This window comes from Bradyrhizobium sp. UFLA05-112, from assembly GCF_053572325.1.
Window position 1 is genome coordinate 1 of the sequence record NZ_JBANBK010000085.1, and the last position, 22180, is coordinate 22180.

The 22180-nt window shown below is 64.6% G+C and carries 21 protein-coding genes; 7 read left to right on the forward strand and 14 right to left on the reverse strand.

Going from position 1 to position 22180, the window contains the following annotated elements; all coding sequences use genetic code 11:
• Positions 1-73 precede the first annotated feature (73 nt).
• Complete coding sequence (locus tag SO180_RS34125) at positions 74-1246, reverse strand: phosphorylase family protein (RefSeq protein WP_449383212.1); 1173 nt, start codon at positions 1244-1246, stop codon at positions 74-76.
• A gap of 269 nt (positions 1247-1515) precedes the next feature.
• Here SO180_RS34125 and SO180_RS34130 point away from each other — a divergent pair, with 269 nt between their 5' ends.
• Positions 1516-3159, forward strand: a complete 1644-nt coding sequence (locus SO180_RS34130; RefSeq protein WP_449383213.1) for a S53 family peptidase — start codon at positions 1516-1518, stop codon at positions 3157-3159.
• Positions 3160-3337: 178 nt separating this feature from the next.
• Here the strand turns inward: SO180_RS34130 and nikR are convergent, their stop codons facing one another.
• Positions 3338-3784, reverse strand: coding sequence for a nickel-responsive transcriptional regulator NikR (gene nikR, locus SO180_RS34135; RefSeq protein ID WP_449383214.1), 447 nt, complete (start codon positions 3782-3784; stop codon positions 3338-3340).
• A gap of 71 nt (positions 3785-3855) precedes the next feature.
• Entirely contained in the window at positions 3856-6321 is a 2466-nt protein-coding gene (locus SO180_RS34140; RefSeq protein ID WP_449383215.1) for a heavy metal translocating P-type ATPase, read from the reverse strand.
• 85 nt (positions 6322-6406) lie between these two features.
• Here SO180_RS34140 and SO180_RS34145 point away from each other — a divergent pair, with 85 nt between their 5' ends.
• A complete protein-coding gene (locus SO180_RS34145; protein WP_449383216.1) occupies positions 6407-6682 on the forward strand; it encodes a metal-sensitive transcriptional regulator in 276 nt (91 codons plus the stop codon).
• A 209-nt stretch (positions 6683-6891) separates the two neighbouring features.
• On the opposite strand, the gene SO180_RS34150 is transcribed toward SO180_RS34145, so the two are convergent.
• On the reverse strand, positions 6892-7875 hold the full coding sequence (locus SO180_RS34150; protein WP_449383217.1) for a YiiX/YebB-like N1pC/P60 family cysteine hydrolase: 984 nt from the start codon (positions 7873-7875) through the stop codon (positions 6892-6894).
• A gap of 190 nt (positions 7876-8065) precedes the next feature.
• On the opposite strand from SO180_RS34150, the gene SO180_RS34155 reads away from it, so the two are divergent.
• Positions 8066-9448: a flavin monoamine oxidase family protein gene (locus SO180_RS34155; RefSeq protein ID WP_449383218.1), complete on the forward strand. Its 1383-nt coding sequence runs from the start codon at positions 8066-8068 to the stop codon at positions 9446-9448.
• A 72-nt stretch (positions 9449-9520) separates the two neighbouring features.
• On the opposite strand, the gene SO180_RS34160 is transcribed toward SO180_RS34155, so the two are convergent.
• From SO180_RS34160 to rpmI, 6 genes are all read right to left on the reverse strand, one after another.
• Positions 9521-10291, reverse strand: a complete 771-nt coding sequence (locus tag SO180_RS34160) for a sulfite exporter TauE/SafE family protein (protein WP_449383219.1) — start codon at positions 10289-10291, stop codon at positions 9521-9523.
• Positions 10288-12696 carry a phenylalanine--tRNA ligase subunit beta gene (gene pheT, locus SO180_RS34165; RefSeq protein ID WP_449383220.1) on the reverse strand — a complete coding sequence of 803 codons (2409 nt, stop codon included), beginning with the start codon at positions 12694-12696 and terminating at the stop codon, positions 10288-10290. The genes SO180_RS34160 and pheT overlap by 4 nt, the downstream gene beginning before the upstream one ends.
• Positions 12693-13139, reverse strand: a complete 447-nt coding sequence (locus tag SO180_RS34170; RefSeq protein WP_449383221.1) for an endonuclease domain-containing protein — start codon at positions 13137-13139, stop codon at positions 12693-12695. Before SO180_RS34170 ends, pheT begins: the two co-directional genes overlap by 4 nt.
• A 221-nt stretch (positions 13140-13360) precedes the next feature.
• Positions 13361-14458 carry a phenylalanine--tRNA ligase subunit alpha gene (gene pheS, locus SO180_RS34175; protein ID WP_449383222.1) on the reverse strand — a complete coding sequence of 366 codons (1098 nt, stop codon included), beginning with the start codon at positions 14456-14458 and terminating at the stop codon, positions 13361-13363.
• A gap of 215 nt (positions 14459-14673) precedes the next feature.
• On the reverse strand, positions 14674-15033 hold the full coding sequence (gene rplT / locus SO180_RS34180; RefSeq protein WP_449383223.1) for a 50S ribosomal protein L20: 360 nt from the start codon (positions 15031-15033) through the stop codon (positions 14674-14676).
• Between the two features lie 80 nt (positions 15034-15113).
• The gene (gene rpmI, locus SO180_RS34185; protein ID WP_008539890.1) at positions 15114-15314 is read right to left on the reverse strand and encodes a 50S ribosomal protein L35; all 201 of its coding nucleotides are present in this window, start codon (positions 15312-15314) and stop codon (positions 15114-15116) included.
• A 276-nt stretch (positions 15315-15590) separates the two neighbouring features.
• Here rpmI and SO180_RS34190 point away from each other — a divergent pair, with 276 nt between their 5' ends.
• Positions 15591-15992 carry a hypothetical protein gene (locus SO180_RS34190; protein ID WP_449383224.1) on the forward strand — a complete coding sequence of 134 codons (402 nt, stop codon included), beginning with the start codon at positions 15591-15593 and terminating at the stop codon, positions 15990-15992.
• Between the two features lie 100 nt (positions 15993-16092).
• Here SO180_RS34190 and infC read toward each other — a convergent pair whose 3' ends face one another.
• On the reverse strand, positions 16093-16632 hold the full coding sequence (infC, locus tag SO180_RS34195; RefSeq protein ID WP_027528252.1) for a translation initiation factor IF-3: 540 nt from the start codon (positions 16630-16632) through the stop codon (positions 16093-16095).
• 239 nt (positions 16633-16871) lie between these two features.
• On the opposite strand from infC, the gene SO180_RS34200 reads away from it, so the two are divergent.
• Together SO180_RS34200 and SO180_RS34205 are read left to right on the forward strand one after the other, a co-directional pair.
• Positions 16872-17672: an alpha/beta hydrolase gene (locus SO180_RS34200; RefSeq protein ID WP_449383225.1), complete on the forward strand. Its 801-nt coding sequence runs from the start codon at positions 16872-16874 to the stop codon at positions 17670-17672.
• A gap of 146 nt (positions 17673-17818) precedes the next feature.
• Positions 17819-18286 carry a nuclear transport factor 2 family protein gene (locus SO180_RS34205; protein WP_449383226.1) on the forward strand — a complete coding sequence of 156 codons (468 nt, stop codon included), beginning with the start codon at positions 17819-17821 and terminating at the stop codon, positions 18284-18286.
• A 97-nt stretch (positions 18287-18383) separates the two neighbouring features.
• Here the strand turns inward: SO180_RS34205 and SO180_RS34210 are convergent, their stop codons facing one another.
• The 3 genes from SO180_RS34210 to SO180_RS34220 form a co-directional block, all read right to left on the reverse strand.
• Positions 18384-19181, reverse strand: a complete 798-nt coding sequence (locus tag SO180_RS34210; protein ID WP_449383227.1) for an acyl-CoA thioesterase domain-containing protein — start codon at positions 19179-19181, stop codon at positions 18384-18386.
• Between the two features lie 194 nt (positions 19182-19375).
• Positions 19376-20554: a tRNA epoxyqueuosine(34) reductase QueG gene (gene queG, locus SO180_RS34215; protein ID WP_449383228.1), complete on the reverse strand. Its 1179-nt coding sequence runs from the start codon at positions 20552-20554 to the stop codon at positions 19376-19378.
• Positions 20503-21195, reverse strand: coding sequence for a glutathione S-transferase family protein (locus SO180_RS34220; protein ID WP_449383229.1), 693 nt, complete (start codon positions 21193-21195; stop codon positions 20503-20505). Before SO180_RS34220 ends, queG begins: the two co-directional genes overlap by 52 nt.
• A 168-nt stretch (positions 21196-21363) precedes the next feature.
• On the opposite strand from SO180_RS34220, the gene SO180_RS34225 reads away from it, so the two are divergent.
• Positions 21364-22170: an undecaprenyl-diphosphate phosphatase gene (locus SO180_RS34225; protein ID WP_449383230.1), complete on the forward strand. Its 807-nt coding sequence runs from the start codon at positions 21364-21366 to the stop codon at positions 22168-22170.
• The last annotated feature ends 10 nt before the right edge of the window (positions 22171-22180 follow it).

Below are 22180 nucleotides of genomic sequence, written 5' to 3' on the forward strand. Positions count from 1 at the left end.
CGATCTCGCGTTGAATCTCCTTCAATATGCGATTCTCACCCAGCTTGGTCCGTGGATTTCTGACTCAGTAAGATTAGTGCTCGGCTGCGATGGTGGCCCAGCAGGTGATCGCGCTGCAGACCGAGCTCCAGCGGCCAAAACCCTTGTAGATCTGGGCTGCGACCTGCTCCTGCTGCTTCAGTGTGCCCTCGGCCTTGATCTGCGGGTCGGAGACGTTGCGGATCGCAAGCCAGCGCGGTGCCTTCGCGCCCATGTCCTTGGCGACGAGGCCCAGGATCGCATCGCCCATCTCGGAGACGTCGCCGAGGCCTTGGAGATGGAAATGATCGTCCGAGGTATCGAAGCCGAAGAAATCGGTGGTGACCACCGACGAGCTCAATCCGCTCGGCTTCACCACGAAGATTTTCGGTGGCCGCGTATTGTCCTTCGGCAGTTGCCCGGCATTGGCCTTGAACAGCGTCCTGGCCTCTGCAAAGCGCGTCGTCTTCGCCGACTTGCTCGAGAAATGCTCCTGCGCGAATGGCTGCTTCTTGAATTTCGACATGCAGTCGAAGCGAACGATCGGGCTGACGATGACGTCGCCGACCTCGACCTCCTTGCCGATGCCGCCGGCGGTTCCCGTGGTGATGACGAGCGAGGGCTGCACCTCCTGGATGATCTGGCGCCACACGTCGATGTTCGGCAGTTGCGGGCCGTCCTGCGACATGTGCGAATCGGACTTGAAGATCACGACCTTCTTCTTGCCGATCATCGTGGTCCAGTAGGTGCCGAGCCGCTTCAGCTCCATGGCCGGGCAGCCATTGCGCATCTTCTTCGAGATGGTTGCGAAATTGTGCTTGTAGGGCAGGTAGTCGTTGCGGGAGTCCTTGCCCGGCGTCAGCACGCGGCTCAGCGCATGGCCCTCGTCGACGGTCCAGGTCACCACCAGCACGTCACCGCGCGGCAACGGGCTGTTGCCGTTGCCCCTCGGCTTCGGCCCGGTCTGCGGCGCGAGCCCTTTCGGCCAGGGAATGTCGGTGAAGCGCGACAGGCCGGTCGCGGTAGAGAACGCCATGAACTCGCGGCCTGCGGGCGATTCCGAATCGAAATCGATGATCTCGCGCTGAAAATCTTCCGGCGAAACTTTTGCCGACCGCTTCACCGCTGCATCCGCCAGGCGCTTGACCGCATAGGTCGCGCGCGGCGGCGGTGTCGTGATCGGATCGAAACCCAGATTTCTCTGAACCCATTTGCGGTCAGCCAGCATCGCTAAACTCCTGCGCCAAATGATTTGACAGTATCTTCCATTGGTCGGCCAAGCGGACCGACGGTTGCAATTTTAAATCGAGTTCGCCGATCTCAATTGGTCCGAGCCACTGACCAATTCTGTTCCGGATTGAAGCTGTCGATGTTTTGATCGGTAAGACAAAGGTTTTCGTGAAAAATATCGTCCGGCATCTGAACCAAATTCGATCTCAGATTACACCTATAGTTGAATACCGGCAATCGCCCTTCCAATCACAAGCGGAGGAAGTCATGGCAGGCACGATGAAACGCGTGGTACTGGCGAACAGCGCACGGAAGTTGCCGAAGGGGGCCAAGCTGATCGGCGCGGCCGATCCCAAGCAGGAGATTGAGATCAGCGTCCGCCTGCGCGCCAAGCGCTCCGACGACGAGACCGTGATGGCGCTGGGTGCACAACTGCCGCGTGAGCGACAATATTTTTCTCGCGCCCAATTTGCCGAGCAGATGGGCGCCGATCCCGCCGACGTCTCCAAGATCGACAATTTTGCGCATCACCACGACCTCAACGTCAAGAGCGTGCATCTGGCCTCGCGCACGGTGAAGCTGACCGGCACGGTGAAGGCACTCAGCGCGGCCTTCGGCGTCAAGCTCAACAAGGTCAAGCACGAGGGTGCGACCTATCGGATGCGCAAGGGCAGCGTGCAGATTCCGGCCGAGCTCGAGGGTATCGTCATTGGCGTGCACGGGCTGGACAATCGTCCGGTCGCGCGTCCGCACTTCCGGCACAAGCGGATCGGACGGGCGGCGATCGCGCACGCGGCGCAGAGCCGCAGCTTCTCGGTCGAGCAGATCGCCCAGCTCTACAACTTCCCGGACGGCGAGACTGGCGCCGGCCAGTGCATCGCCATCATCGAGCTCAACGACATCGACCAGAAGGGCAAGCCGACAGGAGCCGGTTACAAGACCTCGGACCTGAAGACGTTCTTCAAGAAGGCGGGAATCCCGATGCCGCAGATCGCGCCGGCGAGCGTCGATGGCGGCGCCAACAAGCCCGGCCATTCCGATGCCGATGGCGAGGTCGTGCTCGATATCGAGGTTGCGGGCGCCATCGCGCCCGGGGCCAAGATCGTGGTCTATTTCGCGCCCAACACCACCAACGGCTTCATCGATGCGGTGAAAGCCGCGGTCCACGACAGCGCGCGAAAGCCGTCTGTGATCTCGATCAGCTGGGGCGGCCCCGAAGATCCGGAAAACTCACAGCAGTTCCTCGACGGTCTGAATGAAGCGATCCGCGACGCGGCGGCGATGGGTGTCACCGTCTGTGTCGCCTCCGGCGACAACGGCTCGGCCGACATGGGTTCGGACTGGGACGGCAAGCCGCATGCGGATTTCCCGGCGTCGAGCCCGTTTGCGCTGGCCTGCGGCGGCACCAATCTCAAGGCGCCGAACGGCCAGATCCAGGAGGTGGTCTGGAACGGTGGGCCGCAAGATGGCGCGGGGGGCGGCGGCGTCAGCGTCGTATTCGCCCAGCCGAAATACCAGGCCAACGCCCATGTCCCGAAATCGCCGGCGCGTCACAGCGGGCGCGGAGTGCCCGACGTCGCGGGCGACGCCGATCCGGCCACCGGCTATCAGATCTTCCTCAACGGCGCCGGTGCCACGATCGGCGGCACCAGCGCGGTGGCGCCACTGATGGCCGGGTTGATCGCGCGGATCAATGAGGCGACGACCAGGAAGTTCGGCAAGACGGTCGGCTTCATCAATCCGCTGATCTACGCAGCCGGCGCGCAAGGCGCGTTCCGCGACATCACCAGCGGCAACAACGACATCACCGGTCAGTTGCGCGGCATGTACAAGGCCGGCCCCGGTTGGGACGCCTGCTCCGGTCTCGGCGTTCCCAACGGTACGGCCTTGCAGGATCTCTTGGCGGCGTGATTCACGCTTGTTTTGAGACGCGTCTGCTCCGAGGGCCGAGAGCTGGTGCGTTTGCCTCAGCTCTCGCGTCCCGGACGCGACGCAGAGCCGGGACCCATCTCACCCCGGGCTGTGGGCCCCGGCTCTGCAGCGCACCGCTGAAGGAGCGCTGCGCCGCGTCCGGGGCAGGAGAATCTCGCTATGAGCCATGCTTATGCGCGTGCTTGCGCGGCTTCGCCTTCCCTTCGCCCGTCGGGATCATCACCACGCGGCCGTAGCGCACGCCGCGTTCGGCGATGATGTGGTCGGCGAAATGCTTGACCTCGTCGGCGGATCCCCTCAGCGCCGTCATCTCCATGCAATTGTCGTCGTCGAGATGGACGTGCAGCGTGGCGAGCGCGAGGTCGTGATGGCCGTGGAATTCCTGCACCAGGCGTTTGGAGAGATCGCGCGCCGCGTGGTCGTAGACATAGACGAGGCCGGCAACGCAGGGACCGGTCTGCGCGGTGTCCTCCGCCGTCTGCTGCAACCCCGCCCTGGCGAGGTCGCGGATGATCTCCGAGCGGTTCTGGTAGCCGCGCGCCACGGCCGCCGCATCGATCTCCGCCAGCAAATCGTCCTCGATCGTGATCGTCACCCGCTGCATGGAACGCTCCCCGCGCGCCGCGCGATGTCACGCGGCATCAACGAAACCGTTCTACACGGATTTCGCAGGCGTCACAGCCGTGTTGCTCGAAGCCGGAGCGCGTTGCCGACGACGCTGACCGACGACAGCGCCATCGCGGCGGCCGCGATGATCGGCGACAGCAGGATGCCGAAGGCCGGATAGAGGATGCCGGCCGCGATCGGGATGCCGGCCGCGTTGTAGATGAAGGCGAAGAACAGGTTTTGCCGGATGTTGCGCATCGTCGCCTGCGACAGTTTTCGCGCGCGCACGATGCCGGTGAGATCGCCTTTGAGCAGGGTGACGCCGGCGCTTTCCATGGCCACGTCCGTGCCCGTGCCCATGGCGATGCCGACCTCGGCCGCGGCCAGCGCCGGGGCATCGTTGACGCCGTCGCCGGCCATCGCGACGGTGCGCCCGGATGTCTGAAGCCTGGTCACGACCGCGCTCTTCTGATCCGGCAGCACCTCGGCTTCGACGTCGGCGATGCCGAGCCTGCGCGCGACGGCCTCGGCCGTGGTGCGGTTGTCGCCCGTCAGCATGATCACCTTGATGCCCTCGGCGGCGAGATCCTTCAGGGCCTGCGGCGTCGTCGCCTTGACCGGATCTGCGATCGCGAACAGCCCGGCCAGCCTGCCATCGACCGCCATGTTGATGACGGTTGCGCCGTCCTGGCGCAGCCGCTCTGCTTCCGCATCGAGCGGCGTCGTGTCGATGCCGATCGAGCTTAGATATTTTGCGTTGCCGAGCACGATGGTCTTGCCGTCGACCTTGCCGGTCGCACCCTTGCCGGTCGGCGAATCGAACTGATCGACCGCGCCGAGTCCGAGCTGCTTCTCCGTTGCCGCGCGCAAAATCGCATCCGCCAGCGGATGCTCGCTGGCGCGCTCGACGCTTGCAGCGAGGCGGAGGAGATCGTCCTCGGCAAATCCGACAGCGGGGACGATCGCGACCACCTTCGGCTTGCCCTCGGTCAGCGTGCCCGTCTTGTCGACCACGAGCGTGTCGATCTCCTCCATCCGTTCCAGCGCTTCGGCGTTCTTGATCAAGACGCCTGCCTGAGCGCCGCGGCCGACGCCGACCATGATCGACATCGGTGTCGCGAGCCCGAGCGCGCAGGGGCAGGCGATGATGAGCACGCTGACGGCCGTCACTAGGCCGAAGGCGAGCCGCGGCTCCGGGCCGAACCAGGCCCATGCGGCAAAGGCAATGACGGCGACGGCGATCACCGTCGGCACGAACCAGCCTGCGACCTGGTCGGCGAGACGCTGGATCGGCGCGCGCGAGCGCTGGGCGTCGGCGACCATCTGCACGATCTGCGACAGCAGTGTCTCGCGCCCGACCATCTCGGCGCGCATGATGAAGCTGCCGGACTGGTTAAGTGTCCCCGCGATGACCTTTGCGCCGGCCTCCTTGGCGACCGGCATGGATTCGCCGGTGACGAGGGATTCATCGAGCGCGGAACGCCCCTCCAGCAGAACGCCGTCGACCGGCACCTTCTCGCCGGGGCGGACGCGCAAGCGGTCGCCGGCATGAAGCGTGTCGATCTCGACCTCGTGCTCGCCGCCGTCGGCGTCGATGCGCCGTGCGGTCTTCGGCGCAAGCTGCAGCAGCGCCTTGATCGCGCCCGACGTCGCGTCGCGGGCGCGCAGCTCCAATACCTGGCCGAGCAGCACCAGCACTGTGATGACAGCGGCCGCTTCGAAATAGACCGCGACCGCGCCGTCGTGCCCCCTGAAGTTTGCCGGAAAGATCTGCGGCGCCAGCGTCCCGAACAGGCTGTAGACGTAAGCGACAACCGTGCCGATCGCGATCAGCGTGAACATGTTGAGGTTGCGCGTGACCAGCGATTGCCAGCCGCGCACGAAGAACGGCCAGCCGGCCCACAGCACGACGGGTGTGGCGAACACGAGCTGGATCCAGTTCGAGAGCGTCGGATCAATCCAGTTGTGCGGGCCGGCGAGGTGGCCGCCCATCTCCAGCACGACCGCCGGCAGCACCAGCGCGCCGCCGATCCAGAATCGCCGCGTCATGTCGGCAAGCTCCGGATTGGGGCCGGTGTCGAGGCTCGCCACTTCCGGCTCCAGCGCCATGCCGCAGGTCGGGCAGCTTCCGGGACCGACCTGGCGGATCTCGGGATGCATCGGGCAGGTATAGATGGTGCCCGCAGGCATCTTGGGGTCGCTCGCCTTTTGCTCTTCCGTTCCCTTGGCGAGATATTTGGCGGGATCGGCCGCGAATTTGGTGCGGCAGCCGGCGGAGCAGAAATGGAAGGTCTCGCCGTGATGTTCGAAGCGGTGCTTCGATGTCGCGGGATCGACCGTCATGCCGCAAACGGGGTCGCGGACCTTGTCGCTGGACGCAGCGTGATGGTGATGGGCGTGGCCGGAATGATCGCCATGGCCGCTGCAGCAGGATGATGCCGCGGGCATTTTCACTGGCGGGGCAGCCTTGGCGGAACAACCGCATCCGGTGTGGTTAGCGGTTGCGTCGACCCGTTTGTGTTCGGCTTCGTCCATTCCAGCGCTCCGGCCTTGGTTCCGGTCTTGGCTCGGTCTTGGCTCCGGCCTTGCAACCCATACCCGGTAGGGGTATATAGACGTCATGCGCAAGGACATCAAGGCATCCGTCGGTAAACGTCTCGGCCGGATCGAAGGGCAGGTCCGCGGCCTCTCCAAGATGGTCGAGGAGGACCGCTACTGCATCGATATCGTGACGCAGATTTCCGCCGTGCGCGCCGCGCTGCGCCGGGTCGAGGAGGAGATCCTGAAAGACCACGTCGCCCACTGCGTCGAACACGCGATCTCGAGCGGGAGCAAGACGGATCAGCGGGAAAAGATCGCGGAGCTGATGGCGGTTATCAGCCGCGCGGAACGGTAGCGGTCGCCACACGCTCAACCGTCATCGCCCGGCTTGACCGGGCGATCCAGTACTCCGAGAGGTTCGTTATGAATCGATGAGCCACGGCGTACTGGATTCCCCGCTTTCGCGGGGAATGACAGCGGTGAGAGGCCGAAGCGCTTCCCGCTACAGCGAGTCCCCAAGATACACATCCCCAGGCTTTCGCCAGGACGACCTCGGGGCTGGCACTACGCCGCGACATCGCGCGTCCGCGCGCGGCGCCTTGGGCGATACATGGCGATGCTCTTCAAAAACGGAAAGCGTTCCCTGACGGAAACGCGCGCGGCGGTGACGGCCTTGGCCGCACTCACTTCTTGAGCCGGAACTTCAGCCGGCGTTTCTTCGTCAAGCGCTTCAGGAACGAGCGGCGGCGAACGGAGCGTTTCTGGAAACACACTGAAAGTGCCCGCTACCTCCTCGAGCGGCTTCTGCTTGTCGGCCCAGTGCAGGGTTGTGTAGTCGAAGCCGTGCACGATGGTGGGTTTGACGACCTCGAAATAGGGCGAGATGTCGAAGTCGCGGGGCATGTAGAGCGAGGAATCGCGGATATGGAGGATCTCGCGGCGCGCCTGCCGGCTGCCGGCCTTGGTGATCTTGGGCAGGATCGGATAGCGCACGGCATCGAAGGCCTGCGCGATCAGCGCCGAGCAGATGATCTTGGTCGGATCGCCCGAGCCAATCGCGATCATGCGCCGCCGCCAACGCTGCGGGATCGGCAGCGGAAACAGAAAGCGCATCAGGTCCAGGATGTTCTTGGTGTCGTAGCCGAAGCCGATGCGGTTGATTGCGTAGCGGCAGACGGTGGTACGGTCCTCGTAGGACAGTCCCACCGGACGGCACAGCCTTGTGTGATACGGATAATATTTCGAGAGCGGAGCCGAGGTGACGCCTTCGCCGATATTGGCCTCGATCAGCACGTGCTGCTCGCCGTCGGACTCTTCGGCGCCCTCGACGGGGCCGACATAAAGCGCGGCATGCGACCAGGTCGACTGCGTGAGATATTTGATGATTCCGGAGATGCGGTTGTTGCCCTCGACCAGCAGGACGTCGCCGGGCTGGATGACGCCGCGAAGATGCTCGGGATCGCTCGGCGTGAACGGCTCGTAGCCCGGCACCTCCTTGGAGAGGTACGCGGCAATCAGCTTGCCGACTGAGTCTAGGACGGTCCCCATTGCGAGCTCCCCGCAGCCTTTTCCGGCTGCCTTTTTCCCTTCTCTATCATGGTCGATACGCGTTGCAATTTGGTTCATTGCGCACGGCGATCAAGTACGATTGATTCACCATGATGGTTGCCGCGCTGCGCCAGATACGGCAAGGTTCGCTAGCTGTTCCCGTTCGCTTCAAGTCCCCGGAAACCATGACATGACAATCACGCGCCGCAGCTTCCTCTCGGCGTCGGCGGCGTTCGCCGTAGCACCGACCCTGCGCGCGGCCGCCGCACCCCTGCCGCGCGAGGCTGACATCGTCGTGATCGGGGCCGGCGCGGCGGGCATCGCTGCAGCGCGGCGAGTGATGGCGGCCAATCGCAAGGTCGTGGTGGTGGAAGCGGCAAGCCAGATCGGCGGCCGCTGCATCACCGACAGCACCACGTTCGATACCGCATTCGATCGCGGCGCGCGCTGGATGCACAACCCCGACACCAACCCGATGATCCGCCTTGCGCGCAGCGTCGGGCTCGACGTGTCGCCGGCCCCCGCCGGCCAGAAGATGCGCATCGGCCGCCGCAACGCGCGCGCCGGCGAGACCGAGGAATTCCTGGCGGCACTGGTGCGCGCCAATCGCGCCATCGACGAGGCCTCGCGCGGCAAGCTCGACACCTCCTGCGCGTCGGTGCTGCCAAAGGACCTCGGCGACTGGGCGGCTACGGCCGAATTCCTGCTGGGCGCGAATTTCGCCGGCAAGGACCTCAAGGAGCTCTCGGTCATCGACAAGGCGCGTGCGCAGGACCGCAACGCAGCGATCGCCTGCAAGCAGGGCCTGGGCACGCTGATCGCCAAGCTCGGCGAGCAGGCGCCGGTTGCGCTGTCGACGCCGGCAAGCCGCATCCTCTGGAGCAATCGCGACGTCAGCGTCGAGACGCCGGCCGGCAAGATCGTCGCGCGCGCCGCCATCATCACCGTCTCGACCAACGTGCTCACGGCTGGCGCGATCAAGTTCGCGCCCGATATCCCCAAGCGCACGCTCGACGCAGCCTCAAAGCTCAGCCTCGGCAGCTACGATCACATCGTGTTGCAGCTGCCCGGCAATCCGCTCGGGCTCGCGCGCGACGACATCCTGATCGAGCAGAGCAATTCGACCCGCACCGCGCTCTTGTTCGCCAATATCGGCGGCTCCTCGCTGTGCTCGATCGACGTCGGCGGCTCCTTCGGCCGCGACCTGTCGGAGCAGGGCGAGCAGGCGATGGCCGCATTCGCGAGGGACTGGCTGACAAAGCTGTTCGGTAGCGAGGCCACTGCGGGTATCAAGAAGGTCAGCGCGACGCGCTGGAATGCCTCGCCATTCGTGATGGGCGCAATGTCGGCCTCCGCGCCCGGCGGCCAGCTCTCGCGAAAGATCCTGACCGAGCCGATCGGTTGCATCTATCTCGCCGGCGAAGCCACGCACGACACGCTCTGGGGCACCGTCGATGGCGCCTGGGAGAGCGGCGAGCGCGCCGCCGAAGCCGCGCTGCGCCGCATCGGCGCGCTCAGGGATGAGCCGGCCGAGGTGCCGACGCAATCGACGAAGCGGAGGCAAAAACGTTAGACGTCGTCCCGGACAAGCGCCTCAATCTCAGCTCGTCGTCCCGGCCTTCGCTGGGACGACTCGCGAAGAGAGCTACCGTAAAATCCCATCCAGCGCCGGCAGGCCGAAAATGACGGCCATTGCAATCAGCATGTAGCAGATCGCGCGGAAAACCTTTTCGCTAGCACGCCCGAACAATGATGCGCCGAAGGCGACGCCGGCCGCATAGACCGGCCCCACCACGAGCGAGAGCAGGAGCGCATCGCGCGTGATCAGGCCGCTCGTTGCGTAGCTCGCCATGGAGAAGAGATCCGAGGCGCCGAAGAACAGCACGATGTTGGCGCGGGCGACCGTCGCCACGATGGGACGGCCGAGCCAGTGGCCGACGATCGGCGGGCCGCCGGTCTGGGCCAGGCCACTACAGAAACCCGAGAGGCCGCCGATGCCGACCGAAAGCCAGGCGTGATCCTTGCCGCGATAGCGCCAGCCCGACAGCAGGAGAATCAGCAGCGCCGCGACGAAGCAGGAGATGATCCAGCGCGTCGTTACGGGGTCGAGCACGCTGAGGAAATAGGTGCCGATGGGCACGCCGATCAACGCGCCCAGCACGATCACGGCAGTCGCCTTGCGGTCGGCCTTGCGCCAGGCATCCGGCAGCAACGGCGCGGCGGCGACGAAATCGATGATGAGGAGCAGGGCGGCGACGAGTCGCGGCGGCGCGACGCTGCTGGCGAGCGGCATGAAGATCAGCGCCGAGCCGAAGCCCGAGAAGCCGCGCGCGGTGCTCGAGACGAAGGCGACGGCGCAAAGCGCCATCGCAGTGGCGAGACTGACATCCCTGGGGAGGAAGTCGGAAAGACTCATCCCCGAAGAGTGCCGCCGGTCTTCTTCGTCACCTCGGCGACGATCTTCGCCGCAACCGCCTCGATCTCCTGGTCGGTCAGCGTCTTCTCGCGCGGTTGGATCGTCACGGCAATCGCGATCGACTTCTTGCCGTCGTCGATGCCCTTGCCCTCATAGACGTCGAAGACGTTCACGGCGGTGATCAGCTTCTTGTCGACGCCCTGCGCGGTGCGCACGATGTCAGCAGCTTTCACGCTGCGATCGACGATGAAGGCGAAGTCGCGCGAGACCGGCTGGAACGCCGACAGCTCGATCACGGGCTTGGCTCGCGTCGGCTTCTTCTTGGCCTCGGGAATGCGGTCGAGGATCACCTCGAACGCCATCACGGGGCCGTCGGCGCCGAGTGCTTCCAGCGCGCGTGGGTGCATCTCGCCGAAATAGCCGAGCACGTTCTGCGGGCCGATCTGAATCGTGCCGGAGCGGCCGGGGTGCAGCCATTTTGGTCCCCCCGCGACGATCTGCAGCGCCTGCATCGGCGCGCCGGCCGCAGCTAGCACCGCCAGCGCATCGGCCTTGGCATCGAGCGCGTCGGCTGCGGCAGAGCCGGACCAGTGACGCCCCAGACCTTCCGATGATGCAAAGCCGCGACGAACGCCCGACGCCGCCATGAACTGATCCTGCGGACGATCACCTTTGAAGAGCTGGCCGACCTCGAACAGCGCGACATCGCCAAAGCCGCGATCGGCATTGGCCTGCGCCGCGGCGATCAGGCCTGGTAGCAGGCTGGGCCGCATGTCGGAGAGATCGGATGCGATCGGGTTGGCGAGCTCGAGCTCGCGCTGACCGCCGCCGAACAGTTCGGCCGCCGGCTTGGCGATGAACGACCACGTCACCGCCTCGACCATGCCACGGGTCGCGAGCGCGCGCCTGGCGCGACGCGTGCGGAGCTGGAGCGGCGTCAGCACGGGCTTGCGCGCGTCCTCGCCGCGCTCGAACGGCGTCTCCGGCACCTTGTCGACGCCATAGATGCGGATGATCTCCTCGACGATGTCGGCCTTGCCGTGCACGTCGGAGCGCCAGGACGGCACTGCGACCTTCACGGTCGGACCCGCGCCCGCCATCATGAAACCGAGATGGGTGAGAATCCGCTTCATCTCGACCTGCGGCACCTCGATGCCCGAGAGACGCTTGACCTCGGACAGCGGGAACTCGATCACGCGGTCATCGCCGAAGGCCTTGCCGGTCACGAACGTCTCCGACGGCGCGCCGCCGCACATCTCCATCACGAGCTTCGTCGCGAGCTCCAGCCCTGGCACCATGAAGGCCGGATCGACGCCGCGTTCGAAGCGGTAGCGCGCGTCCGAATTGATGCCGAGCTTGCGGCCGGTCTGCGCGATGTTGATCTCGTTCCACAGCGCCGATTCGATCAGCACGTCGGTGGTGTTCTCGTCGCAGCCCGAGGCTTCGCCGCCCATGATGCCGGCGAGCGATTCAACGCCGTTCTGGTCCGCGATCACGCAGATGTTGGAGTCGAGATTGTAGGTGCGGCCGTCGAGCGCGAGCAGGGTTTCGCCGTCGCGCGCGCGGCGCACGACGAGATTGCCCGTCACCTTCCTGGCGTCGAACACGTGCAGCGGACGCGCGCGGTCGAAGGTCATGAAGTTGGTGATGTCGACCAGCGCGTTGATCGGACGCAGCCCGATCGCGGTCAGCCGCTTCTGCAGCCATTCCGGCGAGGGGCCGTTCTTCACCCCGCGCACCAGCCGCAGCGCAAAGCCCGGGCACAGCGAGGTGTCCTCGACCGTCACCTTCACCGGGCAGGGGAATTCGCCCTTCACGGGTCTGATGGTGGGGTCCTTGAACTTGCCCATGTCGGCGGCGGCAAGGTCGCGCGCGATGCCGTGCACGCCGGTGCAGTCCTGCCGGTTCGGCGTCAAATTGATCTCGATCACGGGATCGCCGAGGCCCGCCCATTCGGCATAGCCCGCGCCGATCGGCGCGTCCGCCGGCAATTCCATGATGCCGTCGTGATCATTGGAGATCTGCAGCTCGGCCGCCGAGCACAGCATGCCGCGGCTCTCGACGCCGCGGATGGTCCCGATGCCGAGCGTGATGTCCTTGCCGGGAATGTAGGTGCCGGGGGCCGAGAACACGCTGACGAGCCCGGTGCGCGCATTCGGCGCACCGCACACGACCTGCACCGGCGCACCGCCGTCACCCGTGTCGACCATGCAGACGCGCAGGCGGTCGGCATTCGGATGCTGCACGGCGGAAATCACCTTCGCGATCGTAAAGGGCTTCAGCGCCTTCGCCTTGTCCTCGATGTTCTCGACCTCGAGCCCGATCATGGTGAGCTTCTCGGCGAGCTTGTCGAGCGTCTCGTCGGTGTCGAGATGATCCTTCAGCCAGGAGAGAGTGAATTTCATGGCTGGTTTTTCTCCACGGGAACGGTCTGCTCCCTCTCCCGCTTGCGGGGGAGGGTGGGGGTGGGGGCTCTCTCCGCGATGGTAGTCGCGATTGTTGAGAGAACGCCGCCGCGATTTGTCATCACATCGTGATTGCTGAAGCGGAGCACCTTGAAGCCTTTGGCTTCGATGACCACCGAGCGGCGCGCGTCAGCACGTTCTCCTTCATCGGAGAAATGCTGGCCGCCATCGAGCTCGATGACGAGCTTGGCCGCATGGCAGATGAAATCGGCGACGGAGCGTTCGATCGGCACCTGACGTCGGAAGCTTGCGCCATTCAATCGGCCAGCGCGCAGCTCCGACCAGAGGATCCGCTTGGCATCGGTCGAGTTGCGCCTCAGCGCGCGAGCATTTGCGCGCAGCTTGGCCGATATCTTCCAGTCCGGGTGTTCAGGATCAACCATCGGCAACCCCACCGTGGAGCAACCCTCACCCCAGCCCTCCCCCGCAAGCGGGGGAGGGAGTCCGACCTGTTGAGCGGGCAGAGAATACGTATCCATGAGATCGACGTTGCAAGCGCGGTCTATCCATTCCCTCCCCCGCTTGCGGGGGAGGGGCAGGGAGAGGGCTCTCTCCACGACGGGAACGGTGAGAGTCTTCGTGAGCCCATATGAACACGCAAGCATCACGTGCTCAGCCCTCCCGCCAAGGTCGGCACCTCGAGCGGCTTGAAGCCGTAGTGGGACAGCCAGCGGACGTCGCTGTCGAACAGCTGGCGCAGATCGGCGATGCCGTATTTCAGCATGGCGATGCGGTCGATGCCCATGCCCCAGGCAAAGCCCTGGTACTCGTCGGGATCGATGCCGCAGGCGCGCAGCACGTTCGGGTGCACCATGCCGCAGCCCAAAATCTCCAGCCAGTCCTCGCCCTCGCCGAAGCGGATCTCGCCCTTGTCGCGGCGGCACTGGATGTCGACTTCCAGCGACGGCTCCGTGAACGGGAAGAACGACGGGCGGAAGCGCATGTTGATGTGATCGACCTCGAAGAACGCCTTGCAGAACTCGTGCAGGATCCATTTGAGGTGGCCAAGATGCGAGCTCTTGTCGATCACCAGCCCTTCGACCTGGTGGAACTGCGGCGTGTGGGTCGCATCCGAATCGATGCGGTAGGTGCGGCCGGGGCAGATCACGCGGATCGGCGGCTTCTGGCTCAGCATGGTGCGTACCTGCACCGGCGAGGTGTGGGTGCGAAGCAGCATGCGTGAGCCGTCCTCCTTCGGATGGAAGAAGAAGGTGTCGTGCATCTCGCGCGCCGGATGGCCGACCGGGAAGTTCAGCTTCGTGAAGTTGTAGTCGTCGGTCTCGACATCGGGACCTTCGGCGACCGAAAAGCCCATGTCGGCGAAGATCGTGGTCAGCTCGTCCCAGACCTGGCTCAGCGGGTGGATGCGGCCGGCCTCAGTCGCAGGCTCGCGCAGCGGCAGGGTGACGTCGATGGTCTCGGCGGCAAGCCGTGCATCGAGCGCCGCCGACTTCAGGACCTCGCGCCGGGCGGCGAGCGCCTGGCCGACCTTGTCCTTGGCCTGGTTGATCGCCGCGCCTTGCGTCTTGCGCTCATCGGGCGACATTTTTCCGAGCGTGGCAAGCAGCGCGGAGATCGAACCCTTCTTGCCGAGCGCAGCGACGCGGACGGCTTCGAGAGCGGCCTCATCGTTGGCGGCCGCGACATCGGCGATGATCTGGGATTCGAGGTTGGCAAGATCGGTGCTGGTAAGATCGGTCATGGCAATCCCTTTTGGCCAGGATGCTCAGCCGATGCTCCTAGCCCGTCACACCCGGCGTTTCGCCGGGCATCCACGTCTGAGAAGTGTGCTTGCGCGAGAGATGACGGCCGGGACCCAAAGCGCGACAACGCGCCTCTGTCCGGGCCATCACAAGCTGAAAGCTGCGCAGAGCACAGTGGACGACGGCTTACGCCGTCAGCGCGGCAGTTGCCGCATTACGCCGCAAGGGCGGCCTTGGCCTTCTCGGCGATCGCCTGGAACGCGGCGGGCTCGCTGATCGCGAGATCCGACAGCACCTTGCGGTCCACGGTGATTCCGGACTTCGCCATGCCGTCGATAAATCGGCTGTAGGTCAGGCCGAACGGACGGACGGCAGCGTTGATGCGCTGGATCCAGAGCGCGCGGAAGGTGCGCTTCTTGCGCTTGCGGTCGCGGAAGGCGTACTGCGCGGCCTTCTCGACGGCCGGCTTGGCGGCGCGGATCGTGTTCTTGCGGCGGCCATAAAAACCCTTGGCGGCCTTGTAGACTTTCTTGTGCTTGGCGTGGGCGGTCACACCGCGTTTGACGCGAGACATGACAAAAATCCTTCAGAGATGACTTTGGTTTCGGAACGCCGCGGACAGTCGCGGCTCGGCTGAATTGATCGTGGACGCGATCAGGCGTTCGGCAAGAAGTACTTCTTGACGTTGTCGCCGTCGGTCTTGAACAGCACGCGGGTGCCGCGGAGCTGACGGATCTGCTTCTTCGTCCGCTTGATCATGCCGTGACGCTTGCCGCGCTGGGCGTGCATCACTTTGCCGGTAGCAGTCACCTTGAAGCGCTTTTTAGCGCCCGACTTGGTCTTCAACTTGGGCATTTGGCTCTCCTACTGGCCACAACAGGATACCGCCCGCGAAGGCGGCTGGCCGTCAAAAATGCTCGTTAGAGCGTTGATTGTGCTCAGGTTTTTACGAACTAGCGCGAAACCCGCACGGGCATCGCCACGGCAGCCCTTAAATCAGCCGGGCGATGAAGGCTGGGCTTATGGCAGAGACGAGGCCAATTGGCAATGATGAACCGCGGAAACGGGCTCGCCGACTATTTGACGTTGCCACTCTTATTGTCATGCCTTGCCGTCTGGAGGCCGACCAAAATGGCCCATTTTTCGCAGTCGCTTTCGTCTCGCGTTCTTCCGCGCCTTGGCACCCTCGCGCTTCTCGCCATGATCGGCGCTGCCGTCCTGCCGTCCACTGCCCATGCCCGGCTTGGCGGCTATGACGGGGTCTGGAACGTCACCTTCGCCACCACGCGTGGCAATTGCAGCTCCGGCTACATGGTCCCGTTCACGGTGACTGGCGGCCGCGTGACCTCGGCCGGCGGCGGCCGAGTGTCCGGCAGGGTCAACCGCGCCGGTTCCGTTGCGGTCCAGGTCTCGGTCGGCGCCTCCCATGCCAGCGGCGGCGGCCGGCTTGCAGGTAGGGGCGGTGCGGGCTCCTGGAATGGGATCATCTCCGGCGACCGCTGTAGCGGCACTTGGCAGGCGACGCGGACGTGAGCTGTCGCCGAGACGGCGTCTCGAAGGGTGGATCGCAGAAAAACAAAACGGCCCGCCAGATGGCTGACGGGCCGTTGACCTCATAAGAGCTAAATCCGGTTCAGCGCGGCGCCAGCACCATGACGACCTGGCGGCCCTCGAACCTGGCGTCCTGCTCGACCTTGGCGAGCTCGGCGACGTCGCTCTTGATCTTGTCCAAAAGCTTGGTGCCGATCTCCTGGTGCGCCATTTCGCGGCCGCGATAGCGCAGCGTGATCTTGACCTTGTCGCCCTCTTCGAAGAACCGCTGCATCGCGCGCATCTTCACGTCGTAATCGTGATCGTCGATCATCGGCCGGAGCTTGATCTCCTTGATCTCGACGGTCTTCTGGCGCTTGCGGGCTTCAGCGGCCTTTTTTTGGGCGGAATACTTGTACTTCCCGTAGTCCATAATCTTGCAGACGGGAGGGCTGGTATTCGGCGAAATCTCCACGAGATCCATGCCGGCTTCCTGGGCCATCTTGATGGCCATCATCGTCTCGACCGTGCCTTTGTTGTCACCGGTCTGGTCGATGAGCTGGATCTGCGCGTTGCGAATATCATCATTGATGCGCGGCCCGTCTTTGGCGGCAGGGGCCGGGGCTCTATTGGGACGACGAATGTTGGTTCTCCAAAGTTGTGAACGAAGCGGGTAGTCTGAAGGAAGATGCGTCTGCGGGCAAGCAAGTCACACCTGCCACGCCCGAAAAACCCTCAAATGCGAGGCATTTTGGTCACGCCCATCCGCACGCCGCTCGACATAGACACCTTGTCCCAGTTCCGCAAGCGTCCCAAAGGCCGATCCCGGCGTGTTGCGGGAGCACCGGTCAGCTCAAACCGCACAGCAAGAGTAAACGTTCCATGACGAATTCGACTGCCAACGAGGCTCCCACCTTCATCGATGTGGGCGAGGGCCCATCGCCACGGAAGATCGCGGTCCGCACCCGGTCGGGGAAGGGGCCAGGGAAGGAACCAGGGCTGTTCTGGCTCGGCGGTTTCAAGTCGGACATGCAGGGCACCAAGGCGGTGGCGCTGGACGATTGGGCGGCGGCGCATGGCCGCGCCTCGGTCCGGTTCGACTATTCCGGCCATGGCGAATCCGGCGGCGATTTTGCCGACGGCACCATCGGACGGTGGCTCGAGGAAAGCGTCGCGGTGTTCGAGCGCTTCTGCGCGGGGCCGCAAGTTCTGATCGGTTCCTCCATGGGCGGCTGGATGGCGCTGCTGCTCGCACGCGAGATCAGGAAGCGCGGCGGCAAGGCATCGCTGGCGGGGCTGGTGTTGATCGCACCGGCGCCTGATTTCACCGAAGAGCTAATGTGGAAGAATTTCCCGGCCGACGTGAAACAGGAGATCGAGACCAGGGGTCTCTGGCTCAGGCCGTCCGAATACGGTGACGGCTCGCCCTATCCGATCACGCGGAACCTGATCGAGGAGGGCCGCAACCATCGCGTGCTCGGCAGCGCCATCGATGTCGGCTGTCCCGTGCGCATCCTGCAGGGCGCCAAGGACCCGGACGTGCCGTGGCAACATGCCTTCGCACTGACGCACCGCCTGCCGGCCGACGATGTCGTGCTGACGCTGATCCAGGACGGCGATCACCGCCTGTCGCGCCCGCAGGACATCGCGCGCATCCTTGCCGCAGTCGCAGAGATCGGGTGAGGTGTTTCCAAGTCTAACAGCGTCATCACCCGCGAAAGCGAAAGCGGGTGATCCAGTACTCCGAGAAGCCTGCGATTGAACCGAGAGGCCGCGGCGTACTGGATGCCCCGCCTTCGCGGGGATGACGGAGAAGGGAGGAGAGGCCGATGACCATCACCGCAATGCTGCGCGCGTTCTGCGACGCGGTCGAGCAGCGCAACGGCAAGGCTTTTGCCGCTCTCTTCACCGAAGACGGCGTGTATCACGACGTGTTCTACGGCGCCTTCGCAGGCCGCGCCAAAATCGCCGAGATGATCGAAGACTGGTTCTATCGCACGGCAACCGATTTCCGCTGGGACATGCACGAGCCGGTGTCCGACGGCACGATGCTCTATGCCCGCTACACCTTCAGCTATCGCTCGACGTTGCCGGAGGCGAAGGGAGCGCGCGCCATGTTCGAGGGCGTCGCGATCATGAAGCTCAGGGACGACAGGATCGCGGAGTATCACGAGGTCGCCAACACCGCGCCGGCCCTCGTCGACCTGAATTTCGCGCCGGAGCGCATCGCGAAAATCATCGCCAAGCAGGGCGCGTCGCTGAAGGCGCTGCCGGAGATGAAGCGGCATCTGGCGTGAGTCTCTACATTCCGGGGCGCGACTTCCCTATGTGAGGGCAGCGCCACTCCCTCATTCCCTGCTCCGCAAGGGGGGAGGGAGCGCAGCAGCGTGCCCTCTACCGCTTCGACGGATTCGGCATCGGCTTGCGCTGTGCCAGTGCGGCCACCGTCGAGGTGCCGATCGGCCCCTGCTCGTCATAGAGCCAGCATTCGCCGATCGCGATGCCCTCGGCGGAGTGGTGGTTCACCACCTCGAAGCCGATCCATTCCGTCACCGGCAGGCGATGCAGATACACGGTGACGTCGCCGTTGATGAAGGCGAGCCCCTGATCGCCGGCATTGGCGAAGGGACTGGCGAAATCCGCAGCCACCGCGACGCGCGTGAACGGCGTCAGCGCAAAGCCGTCGACCAGCTCGCGCACCTCGCTCATCCAGAGTCGGCGCGGACCGAGCGAGCCCATATGGCCGACGATCGGGCGCGTCGTCCATTTGCCGTGCATGCCGAGGCGCGGATCGGTCGGCGGCGGAATCCCGGCAGGCTTGGGTGCATCCCAGTTCGGCGGCGACCAGATGTTGCCGTCCGGATTTTGCGTCCGGCGCAGGAGCTGGCACGAGGCGCGCGCCATGCTGACGCCGCCGGAGACAAAATCAGCTTCGACCACGCGGATGCGCAGGCCGTCGCGGACGAGCCGCGTGGTGATCTCGATCGGCTTGTCGATCGTCGGCAGGCGAAACATGTCGACCGTCAGCCGCGCCGGCACGAACTCGGGACCGCAATGGCGCTCCTCGATGCCGAAGGCGAGCAGGCCGACGATGACGCGCCCGTGCAGCGACTTCGGATCCCAGGGACCGTTGGCAACTTCCGTCGGATGGAATGTGTCGCCGGTGCGCGTGAAGAAGGGCGTGTTCGTCATGACGCGCGAGCTTGAAGGAACGCGTGGGGAAATCAAGGGTGGTGCTTCGTGGTCAGGAGCGGTGCGTGTTCTCCTCATTCTCCGCTGTCATCACCCGCGAAAGCGGGTGATCCAGTATTCCAGAGGCAGTGACGAATACGGAGAAGCCGCGGCGTACTGGATACCCCGCTTTCGCGGGGTATGACAGCGGAGGGTTAGGAAGCAGCTTGCCATTCCTCACGTACGCTGTCGTCGCCCTCGTCGATGAGTGCGCTTGCCTTCACCGCCGCAAACTGCTCGCGCGCCATCAACTGTCCCAGCGCCCACACCGCGGCCCCTCGCACCAGCGGGCTTGCATCGTCCAGCAACCGCCGCGCCTCCTCCGCCAATGTCACATCGCCGGAGTTGCCGATCGCGATCAGCACGTTGCGCAGGAAGCGGTTGCGGCCGATGCGCTTCACGGGTGACTTCGTGAATAGCTCACGAAACGCCGCATCGTCGAGCCGCGCGAGCTCGGCCAGACAAGGCGCGCGCAGCGCCTCGCGAGCGGCGAGCTTTGCCTCGCGGCCCTCTCTGGCGAACTTGTTCCAGGGGCAGGCGGCGAGGCAGTCGTCGCAGCCATAGATGCGATTGCCCAGCGCCTTACGGAATTCGTGCGGGATCGGTCCCTTGTTCTCGATCGTCAGATAGGAGATGCAGCGCCGCGCATCGAGCTTGTAGGGTGCGGGGAATGCCGCAGTCGGGCAGATGTCGAGGCACGCACGGCATGTGCCGCAATGATCGATCTCGCTCTCATCGCGCGGCAAATCGAGCGTGGTGTAGATCGCGCCGAGAAACAGCCAGGAGCCGAACTCGCGCGAGACGAGGTTGGTGTGCTTGCCCTGCCAGCCGAGACGCGCAGCCTGCGCCAAGGGCTTCTCCATCACGGCGGCGGTGTCGACGAATACCTTGACCTCGCAAGGCGCCGTCGCGACCAGCCAGCGCGCCAGCGCCTTCAACCGCTTCTTGATCAGGTCGTGATAGTCGTCGCCTTGCGCATACACCGAGATCGCGGCGCGAGAGCGCTGCTTCAGGATCTCCAGCGGATCCTGATCGGGGCCGTAATTGACACCGAGCATGATCACGGAGCGCACGTCGCTCCAGAGACCGCGCGGATCGACGCGACGCTCCGGCTGCGCCGCAAGCCACTCCATGTCGCCATGGGCACCGGACGCGATGAACTCGAGGAAGTGTTGGCCGGCACCTTCGATAGCACCGGGCGCGCTGACGCCGATGCAGTCGAAGCCCAGCGCTTGCGCTTCGCGCGCCAGCGCCGTCTTCAGGTCAGAGAGATCGGGTTCGGTCAGAAATCCAGGTCCACGTAGGTCCGCGACGCCGGCACGCCGGCCAGCCATTCGCTCAGCAGCGGGCGGAATGACGGGCGGGATTTGACCCGCGCGTACCACGCCTTTGCTGCGTCGTCCTCGCTCCATGGCACGTCGCCCAGATAGTCGATCGCCGAAAGATGTGCCGCGGCGGCGAGATCCGCATAGGTCGGCCGGTCGCCGGCGAGGAAGTTTCGCGTCTGCGCCAGCCAGCCGATATAGGCCAGATGATAGCGCACATTGGCCTTGGCGGCGCGCATCACGTCTGCCGAGGGCGGACCGCCGCCATTCTCCTCGCTCATGAAACGTTTGTAGATGCGTTCGGTGACGAGCGGATGCGAGACTTCCTCGAAGAATTTCTCGTTGAACCAGGCCATCAGCCGCCGAACCTCGATACGCTCGGCAATTGTTTCCGGCATCAGCCGCTTGAGGCCCATCGCGGCGCCATGGGCCTCGTCGATATATTCGGCGATGATCGCGGCGCCAGGAACGGATGGCTGTTCCTCGGTCGCCAGCACCGGGGTAGTGCCCGCCGGATTGAGCGTCAGAAAGGCCTCGCGCCGTTCCCAGACGCGCTCTTCCACCAGCTTCAGGTCGAGCCCGTACTCGCCGATGATCAGGCGAATGAAGCGCGAATGCGGACAGAACGGATGATGAAACAGAGTGAACATGCTTTTGATTATGTCGGGGGTGATTAAGAATCCATCAATGTTTGTTCGGCGCCACACTAGTCCTTCAAAACCGCGAGGCAACCCCGTGTAACTCGCATTTAGCGATTGCGGCAGAGGGACGAATAGGCGAGAAGAGCCCCGCTTTTCCAGCCGAAATGGACCGTAAATATGTCAGACGCAATACGGGCAGTGATCCTCGGCATCATCGAGGGTGTGACCGAGTTCCTCCCCGTTTCCTCGACCGGACACCTGCTGCTCGCCGAACGGTTCTTCGGTCTTGGTGAGGGCGCTTTCTGGGACTCCTTTACCGTTCTGATCCAGCTCGGCGCGATCCTTGCGATCGTCGGCCTCTACTTCAAGAAATTGTGGGATGTCGCGATCGGCATGTTCTCGGGCGATGCCTATGCGCGCCGCTTCGTGATCGGCGTGCTGGTCGCGTTCTTGCCGGCCGTCATCGTCGGCCTCGTTGCCGGCAAATACATCAAGAGCATGCTCTTCAATCCCTGGGTGGTATGCTTCACGCTGATCGTCGGCGGTGCCATCCTGCTCTGGGTCGATCAGCTCGATCTCAAGCCGCGCGAGCATGATGCGACGCGGTTTCCGCTTCTGACCTATCTGTTGATCGGCATCGCGCAATGCCTGGCGATGATTCCGGGCGTGTCGCGCTCGGGCGCCAGCATCGTCGCCGCGATGCTGCTCGGGGCGGACAAGCGCGCGGCGGCCGAATTCTCGTTCTTCCTCGCCATCCCCACCATGATCGGCGCGTTCGCCTATGACTTCTACAAGAACCGTTCCGAGATGACGATGGATCACATGGGCATCGTTGCGATCGGCTTCGTGGTGTCGTTCGTCACCGCGATCATCGTGGTGAAGACCTTCCTCGAATACGTCACGCGCCACGGCTTTACGCTGTTCGCCTGGTGGCGCGTCATCGTCGGCTCGCTCGGCCTGATCGCGCTGGCGCTGGGGCGGTAGGCTTATGACC